We start from the raw sequence: 12,217 nt of genomic DNA, 5'->3' as shown, positions 1-12,217 counted from the left end.
AACCCTTTGATATAAGGTTATTTTGATGATGCTACCTACCCCTTTGACATTGCATACAGCGCGTCCGCTTGCCGCATTGGGCGTGGGTATTATCGCATTGTGGGCAACTGCCAGTACCACTCAGGCTGCCGAACCTGTTGCCGCTAGCACTGCTGTCTATATGCCTGCGTGCCCAGAACAAGCCGCCAATACTCCTGACTTTTCTGCTGCCTATTACGCAGCTTGTAAACAGACCTTGGACAGCCATATTACTGATTATCAGCAGACTGGTGATAACCTTAAACTGCATGCCGCTTATAAGGCGCTTGCTTGGCTGACTTACGCCAATTATGAGTACCACATGAACAGTCGTGCTGCCAGCAAAGACATTGCATGGCAAAATGCGTATACACTTATCGATCAGCTGGCAAGCAATCAACTGTCAGCTGACATACTTACGGACGTTCCCTCTCATTCAGCGCTGATGCGTCCTGATTTGTGGGCGTATTTAAATGCGCTACAAGAGAAAGGGGCTAATGCCCTGACGCCACGCGAAATGGCTTTTGCAGAAGTGTCCTTAATTTGGGCAGGTACAGAACAATGCACGCACGGCTGGCGTCAGTCCACCTCACATTTTCGCATGGCAAGCCGTTATTTGATGCAAGCCAATACCGCGTACCGTAATCACTATCCTGATGACAGCGCTTTATTATCAGATTTGATACAGCGTTACTATCAGGTTTATCTGCCACTTGATAACCAAGAGGACGTATGTCGCGGACAACGTTTACCTCGATTACCATAAGTGCTATTGAGTAAAAGGTAACGCTAAACTTTAAATAATATAGACAAATATTACTGGTTCAGCATTTTTATATATAGAAATATCGAATACTTTATTGCGATATAAAACCTTATTGTCACTAAGTATTTATTATGAGTATTATTGGTTTGATTGCTATCATTAAGCGCAACCTTTGTCTTTAATGACTGCCTTTTTACTGAATTACAAATATAAAAAAAGCTGACATTTACTGTCAGCTTTTTTATTGCCTCTGCTTATGCGCGGTTTTTGCGTGGCAGCTTTTCTGGCAAGTAGCAGCGCAAGTACGCGATAGACGCGGTTAAGGCTTCTTGCAGATAGTTGTCAGTGATGCGCTCGTGCTGACGATAAGACAGCGTAAAGACGCCGTTAATGATGCTAAGTGCAATCAATAGCGTGTCTTGAATGTCTTCATAGCGTGGCATTTCATAACGCTCAGCCAAGCGCTTGTATACCAACTTAACGATTTGATGGTCGATATCTTCACCGAAGCTATCGCCTTCAAAGTCTGGGGTGTTGGTGTCATAAATCAGCTTGGCTTTGGTTTGGTCGCTGTGGAAAATCGACACACAGCGCTCAATCAAAGCCGTCAGATAACCCTGCCAGCGATCACAATCAGCCGTTTCTACCGTATTTAACACTTCTAAGATTTCAATAGCATTTAAAAAGCGCAATGCCAAGAAAATCGCTTCTACATTTGGGAAAAAGTGATACGCAGAGGCACGCGGAATGCCCGCTTCTTCACACACATCAGCCAAGCTAATGTCATTAATCGCTTTGGTTTCACTCAGTTTTTTAGCGCCCATCAGTAGCTTTTGACGACGCGCACGTCCTTGCTGGCTGGTGAACTTAAACTTATTAGGTACCAGCTGTTTTGCCAGTTCAGAATCGACCAAAATATCTTCGATTTTTTCGTCTTTATATTCGCTCATCATAAACCTCGTAGTGTTGCGCCCTATTGCTTAATTACTGTCGTCTTTATTACATGTTAATGCGACCAATAACAGCCAGTCTGCCAGCGACATTATCATCTAATAAAAAATAAAGACGCATCATAAACACTTGTACATCATCAATCAAGGGGCGTGGGATGGGTAAAAATAATAATTTACTTTATCAATCGTTCAAAACGATTTTTGCTTTGACAATACCGTGGTCAGTAACTCTATCAGCATAATCCCATTTTAAGTGATCATTAAAATAATCTACTCGCTCAATATGACCCAATGCAAACTTACTGTCTAATAGAAACTCTTCTGACACAAAAAGTTGATCTATTACCTCAGGCATACCCTGATAAATATGCGTATAAGCCACATCTTTCATCCAACCATAACGTCTTTGGATACGTGCAGCATCGAAAAGCGCCACATCACGGATACTTTTATCATAATGCACCTCTTCGGTCTCTGCCATCAACTGCGTGGTCACGCTACCTGTCACATCATTCATATCCCCGAGCAAAATCAGTGGCTCATTGGTATGATTTAAGCGCGCCATAATAGCAATACGTATTGAGGCGGCTTCTGCTGCACGCATACACAGACTACGCAGCTTGGCACGGACACGAATATTGGGGTCATCCATATCTTCTAATAAATTACCTGAGGCGTCACGTAAAAAATAAGCCCGCTTACTTTTTAAATGCGCAGTCACTACGGTTACAGACTGACCATGTATATCAAGGCGCATAAGTAACGGCGGACGCTGATAGCGTGTATGTGCACCCATATCAGGCACATCAACCACAGCTTGCGGCGCAATATCTTCAAGCAATTTAGTCTCAAGCACAGGAAAACGGCTGATAATACCTACCGCAGGTGTATTCTGTGCGCCACGTCCTTGCGTATATTGACTTTTTGGGTCGTTGCTTGCCATCGGTGCTGTTACCTGAGTCGCATCAAAGCCTAAAGAGGCTGCCAAAGCAACAAGTGCGTCCGTGTCCCAGATTTCTTGCACTGCCAGAATATCAGCGTTAACATTCGTTAATAAGGCACTGAGTCCTTTTAACTTATGCGCATATTCGGACTGACTGTACGCAGGCGCATTGTCATAATAAACACGCTCAGGGTTGGCAAAGTTTAATAAATTTGCTGTGGCAATATAAAACTGCTTATTACGATGTTTATTTTGCATATTTATCAATGCCTATTATTATTTTGATTGTGCCATATATTGGGTCTAAACGCTTACATTCAATGTGCGCCTTGTGTTTATTGAGTCACATTAGATTTAGGTAGATTTGTTATTGATTATAGTCGATTTTATTTATCGACAATATTAAAACATTACGACAAAAAAAAGCCACCAATATATAACCTTGGTGGCTTTAATATAACATAATTTGAGTCTTTTATTATTTTTATAAACAATAGTTTGTATTAATCATTTTATGCAAACCATCCAGTTAGAACGGATTAATTTGTATTTTAATAGTAATACTTAGCGGCTGACGCGATTCCAAGCATCACGTGAAGCTAAGCGCGCATCTTCCCATGCTAGACGCGACTCGCCTTTCACTTCTTCCCAAGAGCGCTTTAAGTCATGCTCATGGTCTTCAAAGTTGGCATCCGCTGGGTAATGCGGACGATTGGCATAACCTACTGCATACGCTGGATGATAGTCACGGTCAAAGTCGTGACCTGCTTTGTAATAGGACATATTGGCATGTTCAGCACGCCAGTATGCTTCTTCGTGCGTTGGGTCCATAGCTTCTGCCGCAGCATGACCTGCACCCCCACCCACGACCGCTCCTACAGCACCACCAATTAATGTACCTAAAGGCCCTGCAACTGAACCGATAGCAGCACCCGCAGCTGCGCCACCTACACCGCCAATACCTGTACCGACAGGGTGCGAGCCTGGCTCACCTGTAATCATGTCGGCATTTAAGTCTTCTTTTGCTTCTTTTGACATATGTTTTACTTCGTCACGATCGATATCATCATACTTACTCATGATTATTCATCCTTAATTGCCATTATCGCTCACTCTATAAACGAGTCATTTAACGCATTTGGCATCTATTATTGTATTTGTATTCTTGTACTGAGATACTGCATATCACGGTTAAAGTATATGATGAATATTTCCACGCTTGCCACGCAGGTTCTGTAATTAATGTCAGTATTATGATTGGCTTAGGTTATAAAGTGTATCTAAATGACAGTGGCTTATCTTTACCGTACGCAGCATTTATAAGTTGTTATTTCATGTTGAGTGCGCAATCGATCGCATGTTGCCACTTTTGCAGGTGTTGCTCACGAATGTCAGCATTCATCGTCGGTTCGAAAGTACGCTCGACTTGCCAAGAGTCACGCATAACATGCTCATCATAAAGTCCTGTTTTTAAACCTGCCAGCAGAGCAGCACCACGAGCCGTAATTTCAACGTCTTTTGGACGAAGTACAGGTACGCCCAATAAGTCTGCTTGGAACTGCATTAGTAAGTTATTGTTGGCAGCGCCCCCATCGACGCGCAGCTCGGTCAATGCGTGAGGGCTGTCTTTTTGCATCGCGACCAACACATCATAGGTCTGATAGGCAATGGCTTCTAAAGCCGCACGCGCGATGTGCGCTTTGGTCGTACCGCGGCTCATACCGCTAATGCTGGCACTGACATCCGAGCGCCAGTGCGGTGCGCCAAGACCAGTAAAGGCAGGAAGCAGAACCACTGACTCACTACTGTCAACGTCATTGGCTAAGGCTTCAATGTCACAGCTGTCGTTTATTAACCCAAGATTATCGCGCAGCCATTGCACGATCGCGCCCGCCATAAATACGCTGCCCTCTAACGCATAGGTCGCCTCTCGCTTAGTCTTACTGCCGTGCAGCATACGCTTGCCTGTGTGCATCAACTGCTCTAAAGAGGATTTTTCGCGGGCAGTACTGGGCTGTTTTTGCCAAGCGATGGTGGTGAGCAAGCGGTGTTCGCTAAGTTTTGGTGCATTACCGATATTCATCAGCATAAAGCAGCCTGTGCCATAGGTGTTTTTGGCCATACCTGCCTCAAGACAGCCTTGACCAAACAACGCGGCCTGCTGATCACCGAGCACCGCATGAATCGGGATTTGCTTAGCAAACAGTCCTTTTTTGGTTTTGCCAAAGTCACCGTCTGACGGCAGTACCTCAGGCAACATCGCCATAGGAATATCAAAGCGCGCACACAATACGTCCGACCACGCGAGCTGATGAATATCAAACAATAAGGTGCGGGACGCATTGGTGATGTCCATGACATGCGCACCGCCTGTCAGCTGATAGATAAGCCAGCTATCAATCGTACCGACGGCAATCTGTCCTTTTTGGGCGCGCGCTTCAAGATTGGGATGGTGCCGTAACAGCCACGCAATTTTGCTGGCACTAAAGTAGGCATCAAGGCGCAACCCTGTGATACTTTGCACGTCTTCTACAGAGTCATTTGCAGCCATTTTTTGGCAGTCTGCTTCAGTGCGTCTGTCCTGCCAAATAATGGCTGACGCAAGCGGTTTGCCCGTTTGCTTATCCCATATCACGATAGACTCGCGCTGGTTGGTAATGGCAATACTTGAGATATCGGTTGCCAGCAATCCTGCTTGATTGATGACGTCGTGCGCGCAGCTGATTTGCGTTTGCCAAATTTCTTTGGCGTCTTGTTCCACATAGCCTGCTTGCGGGGTGTGCAAATGCGTGGCACGCTGGGTCATTTTGACAGGTTGCATGTGCGCATCGTATAAGATGGCACGGCTAGAAGTGGTACCTTGGTCTAGGGCAAGAATATATCCTGACATGCGCGGCTCCTTATTGATGTCCTAATCCGAATGGCGGCGTCACTCAACGCCCATAGTGCGATATAGCACAAAGCGGCCAGTGATGCAACGACGCACCGCACAATAGCCAGACAATAGTAAGTGTTGACCTACTTTAATGGTGGCTCTACAGTATAAACCTGCTCGGTGGTGTTGCTACTACCGCCTTCCTTGTTTGATGGCTGAAATGTCTTATGAAGCGTGTACGATTGCCCTTGTCGCTTGCGGTGATGGCAACTTTATTATTAGGTTTTGACGATATGGCATTGGCCAGCACAGCGGCTGCCAATAGCCTTACAGATCACCGTGAGACAATACCCGTTGTGGATACCGTCCGTTCTGAGTCCGCGACTGATACGATCTCAAGCCCCGCATACCCTAATCTACCCACGCTGAGCACTTTGACTGACCCTGTGACGCATAAAACAGTCGATGACAGCTACTTTATCGCCGTAGATAGTTTTTTAACATTAGAACAAGCGCAAGACTTGTTACCACAGGTCTCGCCAAAACTGGCCGCCAATCAAGCGGCAATCACGGCAAGTGATTATCAAACAAAAGCGGCCGAAACTATCGATGATCCCTTTGTGTTTGCCCGTGTATCAGCCAATGCCTACACTGTACAACAGGATATTGACCTGTCTTCAATCAAAAGCAAGGTTGTAGATGGTTTAGACGACTTTAATAACACCCTACCACAGACGCCAGCGCTGCCTGATTTCGGTCAAATGATTGATGAGCAGTTACCCAATACTTATGACTTTAAGCGCTCAGGTACCACAAGTAGCGCAGGTATCGGTATGGTATGGCCTATCTATACAGCAGGGCGCAGTCAGGCGTTGACAGGTCTGTCCAAAGCCCGTACTCAAGAGGCCATCGCTGACAATCTCTCGGACACCAACGAGCTATATAACACGCTCATCAAACGCTATTTTGATGCACAGCTGGCTATTATCGCTGCGTATCTGCGTGAAGATGCTTATGATACCCTACAGCAAACCGACCATATGGCACAGCGGCTATTTGAAGAAGGGTTTATCGCACGGGTCGATCGTCTAGAGGCACAGTCTGCGCTGGCCGATGCCAAAAGTGAAGCGATTAATGCCAAAGGCGAAGCGCGTTTGGCTATGATTGCACTGCAACGGCTGCTGCGCACCGACTATCTTATTAAGCCGACCACACCACTGTTTGTCTCTAGCAAGCCTCTGCCAGATGTCGGTTATTTTCAAGATTTGGCACTGAGTCATCATCCTGGTCTACAAAAAGTCGCTGCCAAACGCGCACAAGCCCAAAAGCTGCATGCGCTCTCTGATACCGGGTATAAACCCACAGTGCTCCTCTACGGTTACGGTCAGGTCGAAAAAGATCCCAGCTGGGTTGCAGGCGTGTCTGCCAGTTGGAAACTGTGGGGCGGATTGGATAAAAATGCCATGCTGGCCTCGAGCACCGCAAAAATACGCCAAGCGGATTTGTCCGAAATTGAAGTCAGTGACAATCTACTGCTGTTGGTAGAAAAAAATTGGCACGATGTCAATAATGCACAGTCACGCTATCAGGCGCTACAGAGCAATGTCGATCTGGCCAAAGAGGTGCTGCGTCTGCGCCGTTTAGGTTTGCAAGAAGGCGTCAATACGACCGTCGATGTGGTGCAAGCCCAAACCCAATATCTCAAGGCGCGAACCGAACAAGCCCAAGCCGCCAATCAGTATGTACAGTCGCTGGCGGCATTGATGCAAAGCTGCGGCACACCGCTGGCATTTAATGATTATCTGCACACTGCCGATATTCGCCTGCCAACGTTATACACTAAGTAACAAGTGTGTATGAACCGTCATAAGCTATATAAACAGGCGGCCATAATGTTTATCATAAAGCGACCAATAACTACACGATTAAAATGACTATGAATAACAGCTTTATGAAACACCTGCCTGATAAATCAGCTTTTGGAATACAACCATTATTAGCGGCATGGCGCAGTGCCAATACCTCTAATATTTGGGCGCACTGTGCCAGCGTTGGTTTTTTTGGCTTTTTATCTATTTTTCCAGCTATGGCAGTGTTTGTCCTGATCTATGGTCTCCTCTTTTCACCGACTGAGATGCAACAACAAGTTGCTGTTTTACAGCCCTATATTCCTGATGGTGTTTATGAGGTTCTCAGCTCGCGCTTAGATGAGCTGGTGTCCAATACCAAGTCTACACTGACCCTTAGCTTATTGATATCCACATTTTTGGCACTTTATGCTGGCTCAAAGGGCGTTAAATCGCTCATGCTATTGGTGAATCTCGCTTTTCATATCAGTGAAGAGCGCGGCTTTATACAGCGTAACATTCGCGCGCTTATTCTGACCTTTTTGGCCGTGGTGGTATTAATCGTTGCCATTTCTTCCATCGCTATTATTCCTGTTGCTGCAGATTTTTTCCCTTTTCCTAAAGTGGCAGAAACGATTGTAATTTGGAGTCGATGGCCGATATTAGCAGGCATCATTTTCTTGAGCTACTTGGGTCTGTATCGCCTAGCGCCGAATCGCGGCGCGGTTGCGCTTAAACGCCTGATACCTGGTGCTTTGGTTGCGACGGTACTGTGGATTGTGTTGTCGATATTGTTTTCAATTTATGTGCAAAATTTTAACAACTACAGCGCCGAATTTGGTGCATTGTCTGCAGCGGTAGTCATTATGCTTTGGCTGTATTACTCCGCTTTTATCGTCGCTTTCGGTGCTATTTTTAACTCACAGGCGCTTCATAAAGACAAGTATCGTGCGGTGCGTGTGTATTAACTTTTAACCCTTTTTTTTAACCTTACTGTTTTAGGAAGCTCACTGTCATGACAGACCAAAACAACCCTACTGACGGCGCTCTATCTGATAACCTACCGCCTGATTCTGTCGCCAGTGAGCATCCCAAAGATAACAACGCAGCAAACACGCCTGATCATGCTACAAAAAACAATGATGCGCCATCTGCAACCTATCGGCGCACACCTGCCAACAAAAAGCCTGCGCTCATCAAAAAAGTTGTCATCACACTATTAATCCTCGGTGTCCTTGCCATCATTGCGTATGGACTGCTTAAAAGTGATGAGCATAGTGCGCCTGAGACTGTGACCTTACAAGGACAGATGCAAATGCAGCAGACCTCTATCGCCGCTAAAGTTGCTGGCCGCATCGCCAATATTATGGTCACAGAAGGCGATACGGTCAGTAAAGGGCAAGCGTTGATTGAAATGGACTCTCCTGAGATTAATGCCAAAGTCAATCAAGCGCGTGCGGGTAAGGAGATGGCACAAAGCCAACTGGATAAAGCTGAAAATGGGGCGCGCCCCCAAGAGGTAGCGCAAGCGAGAGCAGCTTGGCAAGCCAATAAAGCGGCTTCAGATTTGGCCGAAAACACTTATACCCGTATCAATCGACTGTATGAAGAAGGACTCATGGCGCGGCAAAAACGTGACGAAGCCTATGCCAACTATCTGGCCACACAAGACCAGACCGAAGCGGCGCGGCTACAATACGAAATCGCCATGGAAGGTACACGCAGCGAAGACAAAGCAGCAGCCAGCGCACAAGTCGCCCAAGTGGATGCCAAACTTGATGAAGCCTTGGTGGCGAAAGAAGAAGCCAACTTAAAAAGTCCAATTGCAGGGGTGGTTGATGATGTCATCGTTAATGTTGGTGAAGTAATCGGTCAAGGCGTACCAATATTGACCCTAGTAGATACCAGCGACCAATGGGTGGTGCTGAACGTCACTGAGACATACCTGAACCAATTTGCGATTGGTCAGCAATTTAGGGGCACCATTCCCGCCCTCTCCACACCTGATAAGCCGTATACCAAACAGTTTACGGTCTATGCCTCATCAATGTTGTCAGATTTTGCCACATGGCGACCGACCAACAATGATGATGGCTTTGATGTGCGTACTTTTGAGATTAAAGCGCGACCCAGTACACCTGATGCGCGTATTCGTTCAGGCATGAGCGTGGTCGTCACTATCAATGCTCCCACCACTAAGCAACCGCAAGAGTAGCGCATGTCTTATTTACACGCTTTTTTGCGTAGTGCAGCTTACGAGCGGCGGTTTTTGCGCAAAAACCCTTGGGATTTGGCAATGGTGCTCTGGATACCGCTGGTCACGGTATTACTGATTTGGTGGATATTTTCGCGCACTCAGATCACAGACTTACCCATTGGTGTGATTGATCATGACAGTAGCCCAATGGCCAATACTGTCGTACGTTATTTGGACGCCAGTCCTGATATTAGCGTCACCACACGTTATAGCAGCCAAATAGAGGCACAGCAGGCCATGCTTGAGCGCCACATTTATGGCGTTGTCGTTATTCCAGAAGACTTTTCACATAACTTACTTAGAGGTCAACCCACACCGCTGGTCTTACAGGTCAATGCTCAATACGGCACGCATTCTGGCATTATTCAAAAAAGCGTCCAATCGGTCGTCGCCACCCTATCTGCTGGCGCAGAAGTACAGCGCTTAGTCAAGCAAGGTATGGCACGCTCACAAGCGATAATCAACTACGCACCCATCAGTATCCAGCGGATCAGTTTGTTTAATGCGGCAACCAATTATCAGCAGTTTTTGGCATCGACAGTCATTCCAGCGCTACTGCATATCCTAGCTATGGTCATCGGTGCCACCACCATCGGACGTGAGCTGCGTGACAGACAGATTGGCCGTTGGTATCGTTTTATTGATACAGACCACCCTAGCCTGTTGACCAAAGAGAACGCATCATTAGCGACAGATCATAAACCAACACCGTCTGTGCCAGCTGATATGGACAACATTTCTATGCTGATGTTGCTCTTTGGTTTGCTGGGTAAGTATTGCTGGCCCATACTGGCCTATAGTGTCTGGGCAGCACTGGCATTAGGGCTTGCCAGCTATGGACAGGACATTCATTGTGCCTCGCTGATTGCCATTTATGCAGCACTGGTTGTCTTATTGCTGTTGTCTTTTTTCTTAGGGGCTATTTTTACTCTAGGTGCGTTTTCCTTGCGGATGGGGTTATCGGCCACAGGATTTATATCCGCGCCTTCTTACGCTTTTGCAGGTGTGACCTTTCCATATATTGCTATCAGTGACAGTGCCAAACACTGGTCAGACATACTGCCCCTTACTCATTATCTCAAACTGCATATCGCACAGCTACAGATGCGCGCACCACTTGCGATATCGCTACCTATCCTCTATGGCCTATCTTTAGTCGCGCTTGTTACACTACTTTTAATGACCGTATTGACCAAACGTGCGCTCACGCACCCTGAACGCTGGGGGGCGCGCTGATGTCAGATAATCATAATCATACAAAAGCAACGATCTGGCAGGGCTTTGTCCATACCTTGCAAGATATCTTTATGGACAAAGGCGTGGTCTTGATGTTGATTATCGCGCCTGTGATTTATGGCTTTTTTTATCCATGGCCGTATTCATCTGAGGTGGTCAACCATGTGCCTGTAGGTATCATTGATGCTGACAATACCAATATATCTCAGACCATCACCCGCTATATCAATGCCAGTCCGCAGCTGGACGCTCGGCGTTTTAACAATGAACAAGCAGCACAGCGTGCGCTGTGGACCCACGACATTGCAGGCTACATGGTGATACCTAGCGGCCTTGAGCAGCAAGTTATTTCGGGCAAAGCGGCTCATGTCAGCGTCCTAGGTAACGGGAGCTACTTGATTTTAAACAAAAATGTACAGCTGGGCTTTGTAAAAGCGGTCAGTACTGTTTCGGCAGGTATTGAAGTGAAAAAAAACGTGGCACAAGGCGCCTATTTACCGACCGCTACCAAAAACACCCAAGCCATTCCGCTACAAATCATACCGCTTTATAATCCCACTGAAGGTTACGGCGCTTATGTCGTGCCAGCGGTCTCTATCATTATCTTACAGCAGACCTTACTCATGGCGACGGCCATGCTGGTCGGTACATGGTACGAAAAACGGAAACATTTGATCAGCATCCGTGGTTGGCTTGGGCGCATACTGGCATTGAGTACCATCAGCTTTGTAGTGGGCTGCTTTTATTACGGCTGGGCATTTGAGCTGCATCATTATCCACGCGGCGCAAATATGCTGGGCAGTTTGTTATTTTTGGCACTATTTTGTCCTACTGTAGCCACGCTAGGCTGTTTACTTGGGCTGTGGTTTCGCCAGCGTGAACGCGGCTTACAGATTCTGATTTTCAGCTCGTTGCCACTGTTTTTTGTCAGCGGCTATCCATGGCCTGCCCATCAACTACCTGATATCTTGCAAAAGATACGCTGGCTGGTGCCAACCACACCAGGAATCAACACCTCTGTACAACTGAACCAGATGGGTGCGTCGGTTGGGCAAGTAGCGAGTGGATTTTATACTCTGATGGGACTGTGGCTAGGTTATGCTATTTTGCTTTTTTTGTTGTGCTGGCGGATGCGTATTAGGACGTGTCTTCATTTTAAAAATGGTGATAAAAATGAGATAAATTAGGGCGTGTTGAACATTCGCAAATAGGCACTGCTGATTGCTAAAATTGTTCCAGACAAGGCGCAAAGCGACGATAATGCAGATGCCTTAGCGAGATTTGCAACGCAGTATGGGGCAATTTTAGCATCAGCCCGCAGG

10 protein-coding genes are annotated in these 12,217 nt (G+C 46.5%); 6 read left to right on the top strand and 4 right to left on the bottom strand.

Going from position 1 to position 12,217, the window contains the following annotated elements; all coding sequences use genetic code 11:
• Nucleotides 1-25: 25 nt before the first annotated feature.
• On the top strand, nt 26-784 hold the full coding sequence (locus JIE71_RS07620) for a hypothetical protein (protein WP_199508136.1): 759 nt from the start codon (nt 26-28) through the stop codon (nt 782-784).
• A gap of 254 nt (nt 785-1,038) precedes the next feature.
• On the opposite strand, the gene JIE71_RS07615 is transcribed toward JIE71_RS07620, so the two are convergent.
• From JIE71_RS07615 to glpK, 4 genes are all read right to left on the bottom strand, one after another.
• Complete coding sequence (locus JIE71_RS07615) at nt 1,039-1,734, bottom strand: TetR/AcrR family transcriptional regulator (protein ID WP_199508183.1); 696 nt, start codon at nt 1,732-1,734, stop codon at nt 1,039-1,041.
• A 184-nt stretch (nt 1,735-1,918) separates the two neighbouring features.
• A complete protein-coding gene (locus tag JIE71_RS07610; protein WP_206767372.1) occupies nt 1,919-2,938 on the bottom strand; it encodes an endonuclease/exonuclease/phosphatase family protein in 1,020 nt (339 codons plus the stop codon).
• Nucleotides 2,939-3,244: 306 nt separating this feature from the next.
• A complete protein-coding gene (locus JIE71_RS07605; protein WP_199508135.1) occupies nt 3,245-3,760 on the bottom strand; it encodes a hypothetical protein in 516 nt (171 codons plus the stop codon).
• Between the two features lie 247 nt (nt 3,761-4,007).
• Nucleotides 4,008-5,570, bottom strand: a complete 1,563-nt coding sequence (glpK, locus tag JIE71_RS07600) for a glycerol kinase GlpK (RefSeq protein ID WP_199508134.1) — start codon at nt 5,568-5,570, stop codon at nt 4,008-4,010.
• A 212-nt stretch (nt 5,571-5,782) separates the two neighbouring features.
• Here glpK and JIE71_RS07595 point away from each other — a divergent pair, with 212 nt between their 5' ends.
• From JIE71_RS07595 to JIE71_RS07575, 5 genes are all read left to right on the top strand, one after another.
• Nucleotides 5,783-7,402: a TolC family protein gene (locus tag JIE71_RS07595; protein WP_199508133.1), complete on the top strand. Its 1,620-nt coding sequence runs from the start codon at nt 5,783-5,785 to the stop codon at nt 7,400-7,402.
• An 83-nt stretch (nt 7,403-7,485) separates the two neighbouring features.
• Nucleotides 7,486-8,370 (top strand): YihY/virulence factor BrkB family protein, encoded by an 885-nt coding sequence (locus JIE71_RS07590; RefSeq protein WP_199508132.1) that lies wholly within the window; start codon nt 7,486-7,488, stop codon nt 8,368-8,370.
• 47 nt (nt 8,371-8,417) lie between these two features.
• Nucleotides 8,418-9,617 carry an HlyD family secretion protein gene (locus JIE71_RS07585; RefSeq protein WP_199508131.1) on the top strand — a complete coding sequence of 400 codons (1,200 nt, stop codon included), beginning with the start codon at nt 8,418-8,420 and terminating at the stop codon, nt 9,615-9,617.
• Between the two features lie 3 nt (nt 9,618-9,620).
• The gene (locus JIE71_RS07580) at nt 9,621-10,895 is read left to right on the top strand and encodes an ABC transporter permease (RefSeq protein ID WP_199508130.1); all 1,275 of its coding nucleotides are present in this window, start codon (nt 9,621-9,623) and stop codon (nt 10,893-10,895) included.
• Complete coding sequence (locus JIE71_RS07575) at nt 10,895-12,082, top strand: ABC transporter permease (RefSeq protein ID WP_199508129.1); 1,188 nt, start codon at nt 10,895-10,897, stop codon at nt 12,080-12,082. The genes JIE71_RS07580 and JIE71_RS07575 overlap by 1 nt, the downstream gene beginning before the upstream one ends.
• Nucleotides 12,083-12,217: the final 135 nt, after the last annotated feature.

Origin of the sequence: Psychrobacter sp. bablab_jr014 (genome assembly GCF_016464015.1) — a bacterium.
Classification (GTDB): domain Bacteria; phylum Pseudomonadota; class Gammaproteobacteria; order Pseudomonadales; family Moraxellaceae; genus Psychrobacter.
Note: the sequence above shows the minus strand (reverse complement) of the source record. Positions and strands in the feature narration are given on the sequence as shown.

Excerpts from the sequence above, each read along its gene's own strand:
- JIE71_RS07590 (WP_199508132.1), top strand. The coding sequence starts at position 7,486 with ATGACTATGAATAACAGCTTTATGAAACACCTGCCTGATAAATCAGCT.
- JIE71_RS07575 (WP_199508129.1), top strand. The coding sequence starts at position 10,895 with ATGTCAGATAATCATAATCATACAAAAGCAACGATCTGGCAGGGCTTT.
- JIE71_RS07605 (WP_199508135.1), bottom strand. The coding sequence starts at position 3,760 with ATGAGTAAGTATGATGATATCGATCGTGACGAAGTAAAACATATGTCA.
- JIE71_RS07615 (WP_199508183.1), bottom strand. The coding sequence starts at position 1,734 with ATGAGCGAATATAAAGACGAAAAAATCGAAGATATTTTGGTCGATTCT.
- JIE71_RS07580 (WP_199508130.1), top strand. The coding sequence starts at position 9,621 with ATGTCTTATTTACACGCTTTTTTGCGTAGTGCAGCTTACGAGCGGCGG.
- JIE71_RS07610 (WP_206767372.1), bottom strand. The coding sequence starts at position 2,938 with ATGCAAAATAAACATCGTAATAAGCAGTTTTATATTGCCACAGCAAAT.
- JIE71_RS07620 (WP_199508136.1), top strand. The coding sequence starts at position 26 with ATGATGCTACCTACCCCTTTGACATTGCATACAGCGCGTCCGCTTGCC.
- glpK (WP_199508134.1), bottom strand. The coding sequence starts at position 5,570 with ATGTCAGGATATATTCTTGCCCTAGACCAAGGTACCACTTCTAGCCGT.
- JIE71_RS07595 (WP_199508133.1), top strand. The coding sequence starts at position 5,783 with ATGAAGCGTGTACGATTGCCCTTGTCGCTTGCGGTGATGGCAACTTTA.
- JIE71_RS07585 (WP_199508131.1), top strand. The coding sequence starts at position 8,418 with ATGACAGACCAAAACAACCCTACTGACGGCGCTCTATCTGATAACCTA.